Annotated in this window: 15 protein-coding genes; 10 read left to right on the top strand and 5 right to left on the bottom strand. The window is 76.2% G+C overall.

Going from position 1 to position 17952, the window contains the following annotated elements; genetic code table 11:
• Positions 1-67: 67 nt before the first annotated feature.
• Together J0910_RS29045 and J0910_RS29040 are read left to right on the top strand one after the other, a co-directional pair.
• On the top strand, positions 68-799 hold the full coding sequence (locus J0910_RS29045; protein WP_420161693.1) for a response regulator transcription factor: 732 nt from the start codon (positions 68-70) through the stop codon (positions 797-799).
• A complete protein-coding gene (locus J0910_RS29040) occupies positions 792-2210 on the top strand; it encodes a HAMP domain-containing sensor histidine kinase (RefSeq protein ID WP_420161692.1) in 1419 nt (472 codons plus the stop codon). The genes J0910_RS29045 and J0910_RS29040 overlap by 8 nt, the downstream gene beginning before the upstream one ends.
• A gap of 64 nt (positions 2211-2274) precedes the next feature.
• Here the strand turns inward: J0910_RS29040 and J0910_RS29035 are convergent, their stop codons facing one another.
• Positions 2275-2592, bottom strand: a complete 318-nt coding sequence (locus J0910_RS29035; RefSeq protein WP_420161691.1) for a phosphatase — start codon at positions 2590-2592, stop codon at positions 2275-2277.
• A gap of 439 nt (positions 2593-3031) precedes the next feature.
• On the opposite strand from J0910_RS29035, the gene J0910_RS29030 reads away from it, so the two are divergent.
• Together J0910_RS29030 and J0910_RS29025 are read left to right on the top strand one after the other, a co-directional pair.
• Positions 3032-3346 carry a DUF6412 domain-containing protein gene (locus tag J0910_RS29030; RefSeq protein ID WP_420161690.1) on the top strand — a complete coding sequence of 105 codons (315 nt, stop codon included), beginning with the start codon at positions 3032-3034 and terminating at the stop codon, positions 3344-3346.
• 110 nt (positions 3347-3456) lie between these two features.
• Positions 3457-4203: a YidC/Oxa1 family membrane protein insertase gene (locus J0910_RS29025; RefSeq protein WP_420162119.1), complete on the top strand. Its 747-nt coding sequence runs from the start codon at positions 3457-3459 to the stop codon at positions 4201-4203.
• 144 nt (positions 4204-4347) lie between these two features.
• Here J0910_RS29025 and J0910_RS29020 read toward each other — a convergent pair whose 3' ends face one another.
• The 4 genes from J0910_RS29020 to J0910_RS29005 form a co-directional block, all read right to left on the bottom strand.
• Positions 4348-5016, bottom strand: a complete 669-nt coding sequence (locus J0910_RS29020) for a superoxide dismutase family protein (RefSeq protein ID WP_420161689.1) — start codon at positions 5014-5016, stop codon at positions 4348-4350.
• 70 nt (positions 5017-5086) lie between these two features.
• Positions 5087-5572, bottom strand: a complete 486-nt coding sequence (locus J0910_RS29015; protein WP_420162118.1) for a DUF3291 domain-containing protein — start codon at positions 5570-5572, stop codon at positions 5087-5089.
• 34 nt (positions 5573-5606) lie between these two features.
• A complete protein-coding gene (locus tag J0910_RS29010; RefSeq protein ID WP_420161688.1) occupies positions 5607-6308 on the bottom strand; it encodes a helix-turn-helix transcriptional regulator in 702 nt (233 codons plus the stop codon).
• The gene (locus J0910_RS29005) at positions 6305-7879 is read right to left on the bottom strand and encodes a cation:proton antiporter domain-containing protein (RefSeq protein ID WP_420161687.1); all 1575 of its coding nucleotides are present in this window, start codon (positions 7877-7879) and stop codon (positions 6305-6307) included. Before J0910_RS29005 ends, J0910_RS29010 begins: the two co-directional genes overlap by 4 nt.
• 117 nt (positions 7880-7996) lie before the next feature.
• On the opposite strand from J0910_RS29005, the gene J0910_RS29000 reads away from it, so the two are divergent.
• The 6 genes from J0910_RS29000 to J0910_RS28975 all read left to right on the top strand — a co-directional run bounded on the left by J0910_RS29000 (position 7997) and on the right by J0910_RS28975 (position 17914).
• Positions 7997-8629 carry a YigZ family protein gene (locus tag J0910_RS29000; protein ID WP_420161686.1) on the top strand — a complete coding sequence of 211 codons (633 nt, stop codon included), beginning with the start codon at positions 7997-7999 and terminating at the stop codon, positions 8627-8629.
• Between the two features lie 1698 nt (positions 8630-10327).
• Complete coding sequence (locus tag J0910_RS28995; protein ID WP_420161685.1) at positions 10328-11794, top strand: PQQ-binding-like beta-propeller repeat protein; 1467 nt, start codon at positions 10328-10330, stop codon at positions 11792-11794.
• Between the two features lie 301 nt (positions 11795-12095).
• Positions 12096-13994 carry a methylmalonyl-CoA mutase family protein gene (locus J0910_RS28990; protein WP_420161684.1) on the top strand — a complete coding sequence of 633 codons (1899 nt, stop codon included), beginning with the start codon at positions 12096-12098 and terminating at the stop codon, positions 13992-13994.
• Positions 13991-16246: a methylmalonyl-CoA mutase gene (scpA, locus tag J0910_RS28985; protein ID WP_420161683.1), complete on the top strand. Its 2256-nt coding sequence runs from the start codon at positions 13991-13993 to the stop codon at positions 16244-16246. The genes J0910_RS28990 and scpA overlap by 4 nt, the downstream gene beginning before the upstream one ends.
• Positions 16247-16251: 5 nt before the next feature.
• Positions 16252-17286, top strand: coding sequence for a methylmalonyl Co-A mutase-associated GTPase MeaB (meaB, locus tag J0910_RS28980; protein WP_420161682.1), 1035 nt, complete (start codon positions 16252-16254; stop codon positions 17284-17286).
• Between the two features lie 259 nt (positions 17287-17545).
• Entirely contained in the window at positions 17546-17914 is a 369-nt protein-coding gene (locus J0910_RS28975; protein WP_420161681.1) for an STAS domain-containing protein, read from the top strand.
• Positions 17915-17952: the final 38 nt, after the last annotated feature.

Raw genomic sequence — 17952 nt, 5'->3', positions numbered from 1 at the left:
AGAGCTTGCTGAGAGAAACCGCCGCGGCGGCGTCCTCCCAGGTCAGGGCCTAGTAACGTCGGTGGGTGTGAAGAAGGGGACGGCCCCCGCCGGGAGCGGGGCACGGGTGCTGGTGGTCGAGGACGAGCCCGCGGTCCGCGAGGCGGTCGCGGAGGCGCTGGAGCTGGAGGGCCACCGGGTGCGGTGCGCCACCGACGGCGGCACCGGCCTGGAGGCGGTGGCGGCCTGGCCGCCCGACGCGATCGTGCTGGACGTGCTGATGCCGTTCATGGACGGCATCACCATGTGCCGGCGGCTGCGCGACCGCGGCGACCGCACCCCGGTGCTGATCCTGACCGCCCGCGACTCGGTCGGCGACCGGGTCGCCGGCCTGGACGCCGGAGCCGACGACTACCTGGTCAAGCCGTTCGACCTGGACGAGCTGCTGGCCCGGCTGCGGGCGCTGCTGCGCCGCGCCTACCCCGAGGAGCCGTCCTCCATCGGCTACGCCGACCTGGAGGTGGACGCCGGCGGCGGCCGGGCCTGGCGCGGCGGCCGGCTGATCGAGCTCAGCCGCACCGAGTTCGCGCTGCTGGAGGTGCTGGCCCGGAACGCCGGGCGGGTGGTGCCCCGGTCCGCCATCAGCGACCACGTGTGGGGCTACGACTTCGGCCCCGGCTCCAACTCCATCGAGGTCTACATCGGCTACCTGCGCCGCAAGCTGGAGGCGGGCGGCGAACCCCGGCTGGTGCACACCGTCCGCGGCGTCGGCTACGTGCTGGAGGAGCGCTCCGCGGAGCGGGAGGGCGGCGGTGGCTGAGCCGCCGGCCCCGGAGCCGGCCCGCAGGGCGTTCTGGCTGCGGTGGCCGCTGCGGGTCCGGCTGGCCGCGGCGACCGCGGGCGCGGTGGCCGCGGCGGTGGTCGCCGGGGCGGTGGTCGGCTACCTGATCGTCCGGGACCAGCTCTACGACTCGCTCGACCTGAGCCTGCGCCGCGAGGCGACCCGGGTGGAGCGGCAGATCGGCGAGGCCGACTGGATCGGCTCCGCCGAATGCCTCTACCTGACCGCGCCCAGCTGCGTGCAGATCATCGGCGCCGACGGCGGGGTCGACCCGCGGCCGGGCCCGGACACGCCGTGGATCCCGCAGCGCGCCTTCGCGGCGGCCCGCGGCGAGTCCGGCCCGTTCTACACCGAGTCCGGGATCGGGGAGATCCCGATCCGCGGCTATGTCGCCCCGCTCGACGGGGGCGGGGCGGTGCAGGTCTCGGTCCGCGCCGACCAGGTGGAGCGCTCGGTGGCCGACGTGGGGATCCGGCTGGCCGCGGCGGGCGCCGGCGGGGTGGCGCTGGCCGGGCTGCTCGGCTACGCGGTGGCCCGCACCGGGCTGCGCCCGGTGGAGCGGCTCACCCGCACCGCCGAGACGATCGCCGCCACCCGCGACCCCCGGCACCGGATCGGCCTGCCCGGCCGGGACGAGCTCTCCCGGCTGGCGCAGAGCTTCGACACGATGCTCGCCGAGCTGGAGGCCTCGGCGGAGGCGCAGCGCCGGCTGGTCGCCGACGCCTCGCACGAGCTGCGCACCCCGCTGACCGGGCTGCGCGCCAACATCGACCTGCTCGCCCGCGACCTGCCGCCGGAGCGCCGCGCCCGGCTGGTGCGGACCCTGCGCGGCCAGACCGCGTCGATGACCGGCCTGGTCAACGACCTGATCGAGCTGGCCCGGGGGGAGAGCCCGGACCGTCCCGCCGAGGCGGTCCGGCTGGACGAGCTGGTCCGGCACTGCGCCGGGGAGCAGCGCCGGAACCGCCCCGGGGCCGAATTCGACCTCGGGCTGGAGCCGGCCGTGGTGGAGGCGGTGCCCGAGCGGCTGGCCCGCGCCGTCACCAACCTGCTGGACAACGCGGCGAAGTTCGGCTCCGGCGCCGGGCCGATCGAGGTGCGGCTGCGCGGCCCCGCCCCGGAGGGCCCGGACGCGCCGGCCGGCGCCGAGCTGACCGTCCGGGACCGCGGCCCCGGCATCCCCGACGAGGACCTGCCGCACGTGTTCGACCGGTTCTACCGCTCGCCGTCGGCCCGCTCGCTGCCCGGCTCCGGGCTGGGGCTGGCCATCGTCGCCCAGGTCGCCGAGGCCTGCGGCGCGTCGGTGCGGGCCGAGCGCCCGGAGGGCGGCGGCACCCTGGTCCGGCTCTCCTTCCCGGCGGCGGACGGAGCGGGCCCGCCGGGGCCCTGACCGGGCCCGGACAGGGGACCGCCGCCCCGCAGGACGGAGGCGGGGCGGCGGAGCGGGCGGGAGGTCAGCCGAGGACGACGGCCCCGGCGAAGACCGGGGTGCCGAAGGAGGCCGCCCCGGTTCCGGTGGCGATGGCCCTGGCCCCCTGGCAGCTGGTGCCGGCGTACAGGGCGAACCGGGTGCCGCCGTCGGCCTCCAGCGCGACGACCCCGCCCTGCCCGGAGTCGAGCATCCGGCAGCCGCCCTCCTCCAGCTCCTGCCGGTGGCCGCTCTCGAAGACGACGGCCACGGTCCGGGTGGGGCCGTCGCCGGTGTTCCTGCCGATCCGCGCGCCGGCGAGGCTGGCGGACATGGTCGCGAGGTGCTCAGGGCGGATGGGCACGGTGGGAGTCCTCTGGTCGCGGGGACGATAATCACTCAATGTCATTATTGACACCGGACTGTGATCGGGGTGCTCAGGTAGAGGCGTGTCGCCGGATCCACCTGCACGGACTCTCCTCCACCGGGCTTCGGACCGGCCCCGCCGCACCGCCCTTGACCGAGCCGGCGGTCCGCTCCCGTCCGGGCTCCGGCGCCGGTGCGCACCCGGGGCGTGCGGTGCAGGGGCGGGTACGGCCCGGATCCCGGTCCCGGGCGGCCCGATGGGGGAGGGCCTTCCGTCCCCAGCGGAGGGCGGCCCGGTCCGGGGATCGGCGGGGGTGGTCTTCCGGCCCCGGGATCCGGGGCGCCGCCCCCGGCGGGAACTTCTGCGGCCGGTTCCGCGTCGGAGGATGCGGGGCCGCGGAGTGCGGCTCCGGTCAGGGACGGAAGAGGGGGACGCGATGGCACTGCTGCACGCGCTCCTCTACACGCTGCTCCCCGCCCTGCTCGGCACCGACTCCGCTCCGGAGCTGTTCACCGGCACCGCGCCCGCGCTCGGCGGGGTCGCGCTGCTGGCGGTGGTCGCGGTCGGCGCCGCCCTGGCCTGGGCCGCGGTGCGCGGTATCGCGACCTGGCCCCCGCTGGACGGGGCCGGACCCCTCGGCGACGCCCTGCGGCGGCGCGCCGAGCGCACCCCGGTCGCCCCCGCGGTCGCACCCGACACACCGGGCAAACCCCGGCCCCGAGCGCCCGGCGCCGCCCCGGCGGCCGCCTGACCGCGCGCTCCGGTCCTCTTCTCCTCCGCGCCTCCGCGCCCACCGGTGCGGTCCGGCGGCCTCTTCAGGTCCGACCCGTGTCCGACCCGTCCGAAGGGGCTCCACCGACCATGTACAGCTTCGGCCCGATCGCGGCCGCCATCGCTCTGGCATCGACCGTCGTCACCGCGCTGACCGGCGCACTCACCCCGATCTTCGGCGGCGCCGCGGCGGCCGCCGCCGTCGTCGCCCTCACCGTCCTGGTCCGGCTGGCGCTGCTGCCGCTCAGCCGGGCCGCGGTCCGCGGCGAGAAGCAGCGGGCCCGGCTCGCGCCGCGCATCCGGGAACTGCACGCGAAGCACGGGAAGAACCCGCAGCGGCTCGCCGAGGAGCAGCAGCGGCTGTTCCAGCGGGAGGGCACCTCGCCGCTGGCCGGCTGCCTGCCGATGCTCGCCCAGACCCCGGTGTTCATCGTGCTCTACGGGCTGTTCGCCGGCTTCGGGGCGGGCGGTGCGGAGAGCGGGCTGCTCGGCCACGAGCTGGGCGGCACCCCGCTCGGCTCGACCCTGTCCGACGCGTTCTCCGCCGGGCCGGTCGCGGTCGCCGTGTTCGCGGTGCTGATGCTGGTCGCGGCCGGTGCCGCGTGGGCGACCCGGCGCTTCCTCACCCTGCCCGCGATGCGGGAGAACGCGGCCGCCGCGGAGGCGGCCGGCGGGGCGGCCCCCGCCCTGCCGGGGGCGGGCCTGATCGGCTACCTGCCGTTCATGACCGTCGCGGCGGTGGGGTTCGTCCCGCTGGCCGCCGGGCTCTACTTGGCGGTGAGCAGCACCTGGACGGTGGCCGAGCGGCTGGTGCTGCGCCGCGTGGTCGAGGTCTGAGCGGCCGCCGGGCGCGCCGCCGGACGTCCGGCCGCGCGCCCGGGCCCCGCCCCGCGCCCCTACCGCGCCTCGGCGGGAATCGGTCGCCGTGCCGCGGTGCGGCCCCGCCCCGGCGACCGGCCGGGGCGGGGCCGCACCGGCGGTCTACTTCAGTTCGACGTTGACGCAGGCCAGGCGGTCGCCGGCCATGCCGGCCTCGCCCTCGGCGGTCTTGGTGTGCTCGGCGTGGATGACCAGGGAGCGCATCTCCTCCGGGCGCGGGGACCAGTCGACGTCGGTGTCGGAGTCGCCGTCGCCCCGGGAGTCGGTGCGCAGGTCGAGCCAGACCTCGTTGTCGTCGTTGGCGTACCGCGGGTCGGTGGAGGGCTGCTCGGGGTCCTTGCGGTCCTGGTAGTGCGGTCCGGAGTCGTCCGGTTCGGCGCCGCACGGCTCGGTGTGCATGTGCGCGCCGAAGTCGTGGTCGCCCTGGAGGCCGGACACCTCCAGGTCGAACTCGGTGCCCGGGGCCTCCTCGCCGTCCTCGTCGCCGGAGGCGATGGTGAGTTCGACGCGGGAGCCCTCGGGGACCATCTCCTCGTCGTAGGTGACCGCGGCCGCGCCCTCGGAGTAGGGCTCGAAGACCTCCGCGACCTGGGCGATGGTGCGCTCGCCGCCCCCGCCGTCCTCCCCGCCGCCTCCGTCGGCGGCACCGGGCTCGGTCGGCGAGGGCACCCCGGGTTCGCCCCCGCCGGTGTCCTCGTCGTCGGTTCCGCCGCAGCCTGCGGCCAGCAGCAGCGGCAGGGCCAGTGCGGCGAGTGTGCGCTTCAGGGTCACGGTGGGTCACCCCCGGGTCGGCGGAGCGGCGGTCGGATCCAACGCTACCCAAAGTGAACGGGTGGATGCGTCAGGTGCGCACCCCGGGGGCGGCCGGATCCGGGGCGGCGGCGGGCGGGTCGAAGGGGGTCCGGAAGGTGAACGCCTCGGCGGTGGGGCCCTGCGCGCGGAGCAGCTCCATCCGCTCGCCGGCCTCGCCGAGGGTGGGGACGGTGCCGGCGGGGATCCACCACATCACCAGCCGCACCCCGTCCAGGTGGTCGAACCACTCCCGGCGGCGGCGCAGCAGGTCCAGGTGGTCGGTGCGGTAGCTGAAGTTCCACAGCGACTCCAGGTCCCGCCAGACCGAGAAGTTGATCAGCAGGTCGGGGCCGAAGGGGCGGGTGAGCGTGGCGTCGTCGCGCCCCTCGTCGGTGTAGCGCCACACGAAGCCGGGGCTCGCGTCGGCCAGTGCGTTGATCGGGGCGAAGGCCGCGGTGAACTCGGCCATGGCCGGGTCGTCCAGTGGTGCCTTGAGGAGTCCGAGGTTGATCTGGGCGAGGTGGAAGGCGCTCATGGCGCCCAAGCAGAGCACGCCCCCGGCTTCTATGTCAATCCTCATTGTTTTTAGAGTCGGGGGCGGGGTCCGGAACGATCTCGACGCAGCACCCCTCCCCGGAGCGCGGGGCCATCCGCGCGGTGAACCCGGTGCCGTACCCCGCCACCAGGGCCCGCAGCAGCTCCAGGTTCATCCCGCAGGCCAGCGGCGGGTGGGCGGCGGCCAGCGAGTGGAACGGGCAGTTGCGCAGCCGGAGCGACCCCCGGCAGCCCTCCCCGCCCTCCGCCGCGGGCTCGTAGCCGCACCCGCGCAGCACCTCGGCCAGCTCCTCGCGGGTCCGCGGCGCATCGGCGCCCCGCTCCGCGGCCCGGCGCGCCCCCTCCTCCCGGGCCGCGGCGTACAGCGCCTCCTCCGCCCCGGACCGCTCCACCGCCTCCGCCAGCAGGTGCGCCGCCGACGCGTAGTCGCGCGGCGGCAGGTGCAGGCCGAACTCCCGGTCGGCCCGCCGGTACAGCTTGGCCGGGCGGCCCGACCCCGGCCCCTCGCGCCCGGACACTTTGCGCAGCTCCACGGTGAGCAGCCCCGCCTCGGCCAGCCGGTCCAGGTGGAAGGCGGCCAGGGTGCGCCGGATGCCCAGGGCGTCGGCGGCCTCGGCCCGGCCGGCCTCGCCCTGCTCGGCGACGTAGCGGTAGAGCCGGCGCCGGGTCGGGTCGGCCAGCAGCCCGGCGGCGTCGATCACGGAATCGTCGGTCATCGGCCCATTCTCCGCCGCACGGCGTCGTCGGCGATCGCCCGGCCCGCCTCGGCGTGCATGTGGTGCACCTCGTCCACCCCGCGCCGGCGCAGTTCGTCCAGCTCCTCGGCGTGCGCGACCACGCCCGCCACCACCGCCCGGTGGCCGACCCGGCGCAGGCCGTCCAGCGCGGCGAGGTTGCCCTTCCCGCTCGGCATGGCCAGCACGATCAGCTCCACCTCGGTGGAGAGCTCCAGCCGGGCCCAGAAGCCCGGGTCGGCGGCGTCCCCCTCCACCACCCGGTACCCCCGCGCGGCCAGCCGCCGCACCGCGGCCGGGTCGTGCTCCACGCCCACCGTGGGCAGGCCGTGGGCGTCGTGCAGCCGCTCGTAGGCGCCGCAGCCCACCCGGCCCATGCCCAGCACCACGGCCCGGGCACCGGTGATGTCGATCGGGCGGTCCCCGGGCAGCGGCACGGCGCGCTCCCAGCGCTGCAGCCAGGGGGCGAGCCGGTGGTACACCGCCTCGCCGCGCGCGTTCAGCGGCGCCGAGGCGATGAAGCTCAGCGCCACCGTCAGCGCCAGCACCGCCAGCCACTCCTCGGGCAGCCAGCCCCGGGCGACCGCGCCCGCCCCGACGATCAGCCCGAACTCCGAGAAGTTGCCCAGCGCCGCACCGGCCAGCAGCGCGGTGCGCCCGCGCAGCCGGAAGGCCAGGAACAGCGCGGTGAACAGGGCGCCCTTCAGCGGTGCCAGCAGCAGCAGGCCCAGCGCCAGGCCGAGCGAGCCCGGCTCCGGCATCGCGGACAGGCCGATGGCGAGGAAGAACCCCACCAGGAAGAGGTCCTTGAGCGCGAAGACCGCCTTGGCCAGCGGCACCGAGTTGGCCGCCGGGGCGAGCAGCGCCCCCAGCACCAGCGCGCCCAGATCGCCCTTGATCCCGGCCAGGGCGAACAGCGCGTACCCGAGCACCAGGGCGGCGAACACCCCGAACAGCACCTGCATCTCGCCGTGGCCGATCCGGTCCAGCAGCCGGCGCAGCAGCGGCGCCAGCGGCAGGAGCAGCAGCAGCGCCGGCGCCCACACCTCGGGCCGCCCGGTGCCCGCGGCGGTGATGAACACGACGGCGAAGACGTCCTGCACCACCAGGACGCCGATGGCCAGCCGGCCGTAGAGCGACCTGGCCTCGCTCCGCGCGTCCAGCACCTTCACCGCGAAGACGGTGCTGGAGAAGGAGAGCGCGAAGCCGAGCAGCAGCGGGGCCGCCCACCCCGTCCCCTGCAGCAGCACCAGCCCGGCCGCCTTCAACCCGCTGAGCAGCAGGACCAGCAGCGGCATGCTGAGCGCCAGGTGCGCCGAGGCCGTCCCGCACACCTCGCGGCGGAGCAGCGCGCGCACGTCCAGCTTCAGCCCGATGGTGAACAGCAGCAGGGCGACGCCGAGGTCGGCGACGGCCTCCAGGGCGGGGGTGGACTCATGGCCCAGCGCGTTGAGCGCGAAGCCCGCGACGAGGAAGCCCACCAGCGGGGGCAGGCGGAGCGCGAGGGCGGCGAGGCCGCCCGCGAACGCGGCGATGATGAACGCGGGTTCCATGCCTCTCAGGTTCCGCCCTCGGACCCCTGTTCGCCCAGGTGGCGCGGCCGGTTCCGACAGGTCGCCGCGGAGGCGCGCGGCCCCGCCGCCCGGCGGCGCGTACGATCGGTCCCGGATATGAGGACGATCAGCCGCGATGGCGAGCACGAGCTCGAGATCAAGAAGTCCCGGTTCATCTGCGCCATGGCGCGGGTGGGCGACGAGGAGCAGGCCCGCGCGTTCATCGCGGAGCGGCGCCGGCTGCACTGGAGCGCCGCGCACAACTGCACCGCCTACGTGCTCGGCCCCGACGGGGGCGTGCAGCGCTCCAGCGACGACGGGGAGCCGTCCGGCACCGCCGGGGTCCCCATGCTGGAGGTGCTGCGGCACCGGGGGATCACCGACGCCGTCGCCGTGGTCACCCGCTACTTCGGCGGGGTCAAACTGGGCGCGGGCGGGCTGATCCGCGCCTACGGCGGCGCGGTCTCCGCCGCCGTGGACGGACTGGGCGTGCTGGAGCGGCGCCGGCTGCTCGTGGTCGCGGTGATGGCCGACTACCTGCAGGCCGGCCGGCTCGAAAGCGACCTGAGGTCCTCGCCCTACACGGTGCGCTCGGTGGAGTACGGCGCCGACGTCCGGATCGACGTCGCCCTGCCGGAGGGCGGGCTGGCCGGTTTCGAGGCCTGGCTGGCCGAGGCGACCGCCGGGCAGGCGGTCAGCGAGGTCGTCGGCACCGCCGAAGTCGAAGTGGAACCGGACCCCGGCGCCTGACCCTCTCTCCTCCCTCTGCCCTGTTGATCTTGACGCTGGTGCTCTCTCAACAGAGGACAGAGCAGAGGACGGAGGACAGGAGAGGCCGACAGGTCGGTCGGGTGCGGCGCCCCGCGGAGCGAAGGTTCAAGCAGGCAGCGAAGGCGGGGAGGGGGACCGGCCGGTCGGTCGGGCGCGGCGCCCCGCGGAGCGAAGGTCAAGGCGGGCAGCGAAGGCGGGGAGGGGGACCGGCCGGCCGGTTGGGTGCGGCGCCCCGTGGAGTGCAGGTTCGAGCAGGCAGCGGTGGCAGCGGTAGGGGCGGGGCCAGGGCCTCACCCGAGTGCGGCGTCTCGCGGAGCGGAGGTGCAAACCGGCGGCGACGGCGAGGGCAGAGCCGGGCGGAGGCCTCACCCGGGTGCGGCGCCCCGTGGAGTGCAGGTCCAAGCAGGCGGCGACGGCGGCGGTAGGGGCGGGGCCAGGGCCTCACCCGGGCGCGGCGTCTCGTGGGGTGCAGGTTCAGGCGGGCGGCGAGGGCGGGCAGGGGCACCGGCCGGTCGGTCGGGCGCGGCGTCTCGCGGGGTGCAGGTCCAAGCAGGCGGCGACGGCGGCGGGCCGCCCGCCCGCCCGCGCCGACCAGGGGCCGTATCCCATATGCCGGGTTTGCGGCGGGAATCGGGCAGGGGCCGGGCGCCCTGCGCACCTCGGCGGCACCCCGATTACATCTACCAGCGAGTAGTAAGCCCTGAAGCCCCCACCGCCCCCTCTCCGGTTACCCAGAGTGGCCAAGCTGGACCCTCCTCGCAGGGCAAAAGCGACATCTCGCCCTCGCCTCTGCCCTTCCCGGGTTCCGGCCCTCTGCTTTGCGGCCTTGCGGGTGGCTCGAACCCCCGATCGCCGGCCCGGTCAGGGCGATTCGGGCCTCCCGGGGGCCGATCCGGGCCGGGATGCGCGCCCGGGAATCACCGGGGTGCTCTCGCGGTGCGCAGGGCACCCCACCCCGCCATCACCGTGCGTATTCGCCCAGGCCAGAGGAGTGTGGCGGTTTCGAAGGCGGCCGGCCCCGGCGCCCGGGGCGGCACGGGAACGGCGATCCCGCCCCTACCCCACCCCTGCCGCCCCGACCCGCCCCGCCGCACCCGACCGACCAGCCGGTTCCCCTCCCCGCCCTCGCTGCCGGCTTGAACCCCCGCCCCGTGAGGCGCCGCGCCCGGGCGACCACCTGCACCCCGCCCCTACCGCCACCGTCGCCGCTGGCTTGAACCGCCACCCCGTGGGGTACCGCGCCCGACCGACCGGCCGGTCCCCACCGCTGCCCTCGCTGCCCGCTTGAACCTTCGCTCTGCGGGGCGCCGCGCCCGGCTGGGGCGCCCGGCCTCGCTCCTTCCTTTGCCGTCGCCGCTGGTCTGAACCCCGCCCTGTGAGGCGCCGCGCTCGGGTGAGGCGCCCGGCCCCGTCCCTGCCCGCGCCGTCGCTGCCCGCTTGGACCTTCGCTCCGCGGGGCGCCGCGCTGGACCGACCGGCCGGTCCCCCTTCCGCCTTCGCTGCCTGCTTGAACCTTCACCCCATGGGGTGCCGCGCCCGACCGGTCAGCCGGTCAGACGGCAACGGCGTCGGGATCAACGCCCAGGAGCGGGGCGGGGGAGCTGCGTCCGGGGCGTGTTCAGTGCGGCGGCGGCGATCTAGGATTCCTCCTACGGAGAGTCGTCCGAGGGAGTCGCCATGCGCACCACGCGGCGGTCGGCGCCGGTGCTGGTCGCCGGGGCCGTGCTGGCCGCGTCGGCGGGCGCGTGCACGACCGGGGGCGACGAGCCTGCGCCGGACCCCTCCCCGGCGCCGCTGCCCACCTCCTTCGAGGGGGAGCGGCCGCCCGGTGTCGGCCCCGAGCCCGTCCGCTACCTGCACGGCCCCGGAGGGCAGGCCCCCGGGATCCTCGGCGAGCCGGGCGGGGTGCGCATCACCGCCTTCGGCGGCTCCTTCCTGGTCAGCTCGAACACCGAGGACCGGCACATGGTGCAGCGCGCCTCCGACGGCGCGGTGCTGTGGGAGGGGGAGGCGCGCGTCGACGGCTTCGCGCCCGGCCCCGAGCCGGGCGGGCCGCCCGTGCTGCGTACCGGCGGCACCGGCGACGCCGGGGGCACCGTCCTGGACGATGGCGGCGAGGTGCTCTGGGAGGGCGGCGAGCGCGAGGTCTACCTCTCCGGCCTGGTGGTCCGGCGCCCCGAGGGGTGGACCCCGGACGACCCCTACGGCGGCTTCGAGGTGGAGGACCCGGACGGCGAGCGGCTCTGGGAGTACGAGTTCACCGAGCCCGGCGGGGCCCCGGAGGAGGCGCCGGGCGGCGGCGCGGAGGAGGGCAACGGCGACACCGGGCCGCCGCCCGAGGGCGGCGCCGGCCCGGGCCGGCACGGGGTCCCGGTCGCCGCGGCCGGGGGCGCGGTCCTGCTCGACGACGGCGCCGGGCTGCTCCAGGCCCGCGCCGCAGCGGACGCCCCGGAGGGGGAGGACGGCGCCCCCGAACCCGGCGACCTGCTGTGGAGCTTCGCCGGGGACGACCCCGAGCTGCTCGGCGCGGACACCGTGCCGCGCCCCCGCCCGCAGGTCCTCGGGGCCTACGCGATCCCGGCCGAGGAGGGCGGCGATGAGGCCTCCCCGGAAGGGGCGGAGGCCTCCGGGGACGGCGCCGAGGACGCCCCGGAGCGGGACGCGGTCCTGGTCCGCTGGTCCCTGCCGGAGGAGCCGTCCCTGCTGGCCATGCACGACGCGCGCACCGGGGAGATCGCCTGGACCCTCCCCGAGCCCGGCGCCAACCCCGCCCCCGGCGACTTCGCCCCGCCGGACGCGGCCGGCGACCGCTTCGACGCGGAGACCGGCACCCTGCTCCTCCCGCAGGCCAGCGGGGAGGTCCCGCTGATCGCGGTGGACGTCGCCGACGGCGAGGAGCTGTGGGAGTTCCGCGAGGACGAGGCAGGGCTGTCGCCCGCCTTCGCCGCCGGCGGCTACGTCTACGGCGACGCGCGCGGCGCCGACGACGCGGACTCCGCCCAGGTGGTGCTGGAGGCCGCCACCATGGACGTGGCCGCCGAGGGCCTCGACTCCTACGTGGAGGCGGTCACCGACGACGGGTACGCCATGGTGGTCCGCGACCGCCAGCGCTTCGTCTTCGCCCCCGGCCCGGACGGCGGATAGCGCGAGGCGTCCCGCCCCCGCGGCCGCCGCGCCGCTCGCACCGGTCCGGCCATCGGGGGAGCGCCGCGGACCGGCCGCCCCCGCGCGCTCGCCCGGGGCGCCGGCGGAGCGGAGCGCCCCGCCGTGCGCTGCGGAAGGGCGGAGGACCCCGGCGGGCGGACCGGCGGCGCGGTGCCGGTTCCGGACGCCCGGACGCCCGTGTCCGCCGGGCCGGCGGAGCGCTTCGGGGGACGTGGCGCGGGACACAGGGGGTGACCCCGGTCTCCGATGGGCGGTGCCGGGGTCTATAGCATCTCGAGGTATGGACAAGCCGGAGAGTCAGGGCCCCGGCGGCGAGGGTCGGCCGCTGGGCGACGGGTTCCCCGCCGCGTCGCGGGAGCAGTGGCGGACGCTGGTCGCGGGGGTGCTGAAGAAGAGCGGGATCGATCCGGACGGCGCCGGGTCCGAACCCGAGGCGCTGCTGGCCTCGGCGACCTATGACGGGATCGCGATCAGCCCGCTCTACACCGCGGAGGACGGCCTCGACTCCGGGTTCCCCGGGCTCGCCCCGTTCACCCGCGGCGGCCGTCCGCAGGGGCCCCTGCCCGACGGGTGGGAGATCCGCCAGCTGCACGCCGACCCCGATCCGCCCGCCGCCCGCAAGGCGATCCTGGCCGACCTGGAGAACGGGGTCGGGGCGCTGTGGCTGCGGGTCGGCGAGGGCGGCCTCCCGGTCTCCGGCATCCGCGAGGCCCTCACCGACGTCTACCTCGACTTCGCCCCGGTGGCGCTGGACGCCGGCGCCGAGTACCGGGAGGCCGCCGGCGAGCTGCTCGCGCTCTGGGCGGAGCGGGACGCCCCGGACTCGGCGGTCGCCGGCGCCCTGGGCATCGACCCGCTGGGCACCGCCGCGCGCACCGGCGCCCCGGCGGAGACGGAGGCCGCCGCCGAGTACGCCGCCGGCCGCGCCGCCCGCCACCCGCGGCTCCGGCTGATGACCGCGGACGCCTCCCCGGTGCACGACGCCGGCGGCTCGGAGGCCCAGGAGCTCGGCGCGGCGATGGCCGCCGGCGTCGCCTACCTGCGCGCGCTCACCGGAGCCGGGCTGGACCTGGCCGAGGCCGCCGGGCGCCTGGAGTTCCGGCTGGCCGCCTCCGCCGACCAGTTCCTCACCATCGCCAAGCTGCGCGCCGCCCGCGCCATGTGGGCCCGGGTCACCGAGGTCTGCGGGCTGGGCGGCGAGCACCGGTCGATGCGGCTGCACGCGGTCACCTCCGCGGCGATGATGACCCGCCGCGACCCCTACGTGAACATGCTCCGCACCACCCTGGCCTGCTTCGGCGCCGGGGTGGGCGGCGCCGACGCGGTCACCGTCCGCCCGTTCGACGCGGCGCTGGGCCTGCCGGACGACTTCGCCCGGCGCATCGCGCGCAACACCCAGTCGCTGCTGATCGAGGAGTCCAACCTGGCCCGGGTGATCGACCCGGCGGGCGGCTCGTTCTTCGTCGAGCGGCTCACCGCCGACCTGTACGACCGCGGCTGGGCGTTCTTCCAGGAGCTGGAGGCCGCCGGAGGGATGGCCGCCGCGCTCTCCTCCGGGCTGCTCCGGGAGCGGGTCGACGAGGTCTGGGAGCGCCGCCGCGGCGCCATCGCGCACCGCACCGACCCGATCACCGGGGTCAGCGAGTTCCCCGAGGCCGACGCGGTGCCGCCGGCCCGCCGCCCGGCGCCGGCCGCCCCGCCCGCCGCCGACCCGGCCACCGCGCTGCCCGCCCGCCGCTACGCCCAGGAGTACGAGGAGCTGCGGGACCGCTCCGACGCCCACCTGGAGGCGACCGGCGCCCGCCCCCGGGTGTTCCTGGCGACGCTGGGCCCGGTCGCGGCGCACACCGCGCGCGCCTCGTTCGCCGCCAACCTGCTCCGGGCCGGCGGGATCGAGCCGGTCGGCGGGGAGAGCACCGGCGGCGCCGAAGAGGCGGCCCGCGCGTTCGCCGGCAGCGGGACCGGCGTCGCCTGCCTCTGCTCCGGCGACGCGGTCTACGCGGAGGAGGCGGCGCGGGCGGCCGCCGCGCTGAAGAAGGCCGGTGCCTCCCGGGTGCTGCTGGCCGGCCGCCCGGTCGAGGAGTACGCCGCCGCCGGTGTGGACGCCTTCCTGCACACCGGATCCGACGCGCTCGGCCTGCTGGCCGGGCTGCACGACGCACTGGGGGTGGGCAGATGAGCCGCCGCGGGGAGATCCCGGACTTCAGCACGGTCGACCCGGGCACCGCGGCCGCCGGGGACGGCTCCGCCGCCGAGTGGGCCGAGGCGCTGGCCGCGGCGACCGGGAAGGGGCCGGACGCGCTGGTCTGGGAGACGCCCGAAGGGATCGGGGTCAAGCCGCTGTACACCCCGGCCGACCGGGCCGGGCTGGACTTCCCCGCCGGCTACCCGGGCATCGCCCCCTACCTGCGCGGGCCCTACCCCACCATGTACGTCAACCAGCCGTGGACCGTCCGGCAGTACGCCGGGTTCTCCACCGCGGCCGAGTCCAACGCCTTCTACCGGCGCAACCTCGCGGCCGGGCAGAAGGGCCTGTCGGTCGCCTTCGACCTGGCCACCCACCGCGGCTACGACTCCGACCACCCTCGGGTCGCCGGCGACGTGGGCATGGCCGGGGTGGCGATCGACTCCATCCTCGACATGCGGCAGCTGTTCGACGGCATCCCGCTGGACCGGATGAGCGTGTCGATGACCATGAACGGCGCGGTGCTGCCGGTGATGGCGCTCTACATCGTCGCCGCCGAGGAGCAGGGGGTGCCGCCGGAGAAGCTGGCCGGGACCATCCAGAACGACATCCTCAAGGAGTTCATGGTCCGCAACACCTACATCTACCCGCCGCGGCCGTCGATGCGGATCATCTCCGACATCTTCGCTTATACCTCGCAGCGGATGCCCCGGTTCAACTCGATCTCCATCTCCGGCTACCACATGCAGGAGGCCGGGGCCACGGCCGACCTGGAGCTGGCCTACACCCTGGCCGACGGCGCCGAGTACATCCGGGCCGGCCGGGACGCCGGGCTGGACGTGGACCGGTTCGCCCCCCGCCTCTCCTTCTTCTGGGCGATCGGGATGAACTTCTTCATGGAGGTCGCCAAGCTCCGCGCGGCCCGGCTGCTCTGGGCCGAGCTGGTGGACGGCTTCGGCGCGCAGAACCCCAAGTCGCTCTCGCTGCGCACCCACTCCCAGACCTCCGGGTGGTCGCTGACCGCCCAGGACGTGTTCAACAACGTGGTGCGCACCTGCGTGGAGGCGATGGCCGCCACCCAGGGCCACACCCAGTCGCTGCACACCAACGCGCTGGACGAGGCGCTGGCGCTGCCCACCGACTTCTCCGCGCGCATCGCCCGCAACACCCAGCTCCTGCTCCAGCAGGAGTCCGGCACCACCCGCGCGATCGACCCGTGGGGCGGCAGCCACTACGTCGAGCGGCTCACCGCCGACCTGGCGCTGCGCGCCCGCGCGCACATCCGCGAGGTGGAGGAGGCCGGCGGGATGGCGGCCGCCATCGACGCCGGCATCCCCAAGATGCGGATCGAGGAGGCGGCGGCGCGCACCCAGGCGCGGATCGACTCCGGGCGCCAGCCGGTGATCGGGGTGAACAAGTACCGGCCGGACACCCCGGACGAGATCGACGTGCTCAAGGTGGACAACAGCAAGGTCCGCGCCGAGCAGCTGGAGAAGCTCCGCCGGCTCCGCGAGGAGCGGGACGAGGGCGAGACCCGGGCCGCGCTGGACCGGCTCACCGAGGCGGCGTCCCGCGCCTCCGGCGGCGACACCCTGGAGCACAACCTGCTCGCCGCCGCGGTGGACGCGGCCCGCGCCAAGGCCACCGTGGGGGAGATCTCCGACGCGATGGAGCGGGTCTTCGGCCGGCACTCCGGCCAGATCCGTACCATCCAGGGGGTGTACCGGGACGAGGCCGCCGGGTCGAAGGGGGGCGTGCGCGCGATGGACGCCGTCGCCGAGCGGGTCGGGGCCTTCGAGGAGCAGGAGGGCCGCCGCCCCCGCATCCTGGTGGCCAAGATGGGCCAGGACGGCCACGACCGCGGCCAGAAGGTCATCGCGACCGCCTTCGCCGACCTCGGCTTCGACGTCGACGTCGGCCCGCTGTTCCAGACCCCCGACGAGGTCGCCGCGCAGGCCGCCGAGGCCGACGTGCACATCATCGGGGTCTCCTCGCTGGCCGCCGGGCACCTCACCCTGGTCCCGGCGCTGCGCGAGGCGCTGGCCGCCCAGGGGCGGGAGGACATCATGGTGGTGGTCGGCGGGGTGATCCCGCCGGCCGACTTCGACGCGCTGTACGAGGCGGGCGCCGCGGCGATCTTCCCGCCCGGCACGGTCATCGCCGAGGCCGCGGTGGAGCTGCTGGCCCGGCTCGCCGAGAGCCTGGGCCACGAGCCGTCCGCCGCGGACGCGGCGGCCGGGGGCTGATCGGGGTGCGGCGCGAGATCGACGTGGACGCGCTGGCCGAGGGGGTGCTCGCCGGGCACCGGCCGACGCTGGCGCGCGCCATCACCCTGGTCGAGTCGCGGCGGCCCGACCACGCCGAGCGGGCCCAGGAGCTGCTGGTCCGGCTGCTGCCGCACGCCGGGAAGGCGCACCGGGTCGGCATCACCGGGGTGCCCGGGGTCGGCAAGTCGACCTTCATCGACGCGCTGGGGTCGCGGCTGACCGCGGGCGGCCACCGGGTCGCGGTGCTGGCGGTGGACCCCTCCTCGACCCGCACCGGCGGCTCCATACTGGGCGACAAGACCCGGATGGAGCGGCTGTCGGTGGACCCGGCCGCGTTCGTCCGCCCCTCGCCCACCGCGGGCACGCTGGGCGGGGTCGCCCGGGCCACCCGGGAGACGATGGTGCTGATGGAGGCCGCCGGGTTCGACGTGGTGCTGGTGGAGACGGTCGGCGTCGGCCAGTCCGAGGTGACCGTGGCCGGCATGGTCGACTGCTTCTGCTTCCTCACCCTGGCCCGCACCGGCGACCAGCTGCAGGGCATCAAGAAGGGCGTGCTGGAGCTGGTCGACGTGGTCGCGGTGAACAAGGCCGACGGCCCGCACGAGGCCGACGCGCGCAAGGCCGCCCGGGAGCTCTCCCGGGCGCTGCGGCTGCTCCGCCCGGTGCACGAGGAGTGGCGGCCCAAGGTGCTCACCTGCAGCGCCCTCACCGGGACCGGGCTGGACGGGGTGTGGGGGGCGGTCCAGGAGCACCGGGCCGCGCTGGAGCGCACCGGCGCCTTCGACGAGCAGCGCAGCCGCCAGCAGGTGGACTGGATGTGGTCGCAGGTGCGGGAGCGCCTCTTCGACCGGCTGCTGCGCGACCCCGGGGTCCGCGCCGGGCTCCCGGAGCTGGAGGAGGCGGTGCGGACCGGATCGCTCACCGCGACGCTGGGGGCCGAAAAGCTGCTCCGGACCTTCTCCGAGAAGTGGGCGGAGACCGGCGAAGGCCGCGGAGCGGACCGGTCGGACCCGCCCTGACGAGGCGGGATGGCACAGGCCACATCCGTTCTCCGGTTTGTTTCGCGACTCATGGTCGAAAATATCTTGAGCATCGGCATTCCCGAGAGGCCGCTCGGCTAATACCGTGGGTGGTCAGGGATTGACGCACCATCGACGGCGGGACACCGGAAGCGGCCCCTCGAATCCGCTCCGGCAGGGCGCCGTACAAGACCGCTCCCCGGGGCGCGATGCGTGCGTCGGGGACCCCTCACGTCGTGTGGGGCTGGGAGGAGACAACGTGCACAGGCTTGGGCTGGACACCCGGGTCGACGACCGCACCGTGATCGTCACGGTCGAAGGCGACCTCGACATAGCGACCGCCGGCGACCTCCAGGAGCATGTCCTGGCGGCCGTGCAGGAGCACGGCCCGTGGCTGGTCCTCGACCTCTCCTCGCTGGAGTTCATGGACTCCAGCGGGCTGAACGCGGTCATCCACATCTACCGCGCGGTCAAGGAGCGCGGCGGCAGCCTCGCGCTGGCCGCCCCGAACGACCGGGTGACGAAGGTCGTCCGACTGGTCGGCCTGCACCGGCAGGTCCCGGTGCACCGCACCGTGCAGGTCGCGGTCAGCGCCATGGAGGCCCTGGAGGCCAAGCAGGCCGGCTGAGGCCGCTCCGCAACCCCGGTCCGCCCTCGCCGTCCGCC

Origin of the sequence: Nocardiopsis oceanisediminis (assembly GCF_048595525.1) — a bacterium.
GTDB lineage: Bacteria > Actinomycetota > Actinomycetes > Streptosporangiales > Streptosporangiaceae > Nocardiopsis_A > Nocardiopsis_A oceanisediminis.
The sequence above is the reverse complement of the archived record's forward strand: the minus strand, read 5'-3'. Positions and strand labels throughout refer to the sequence as shown.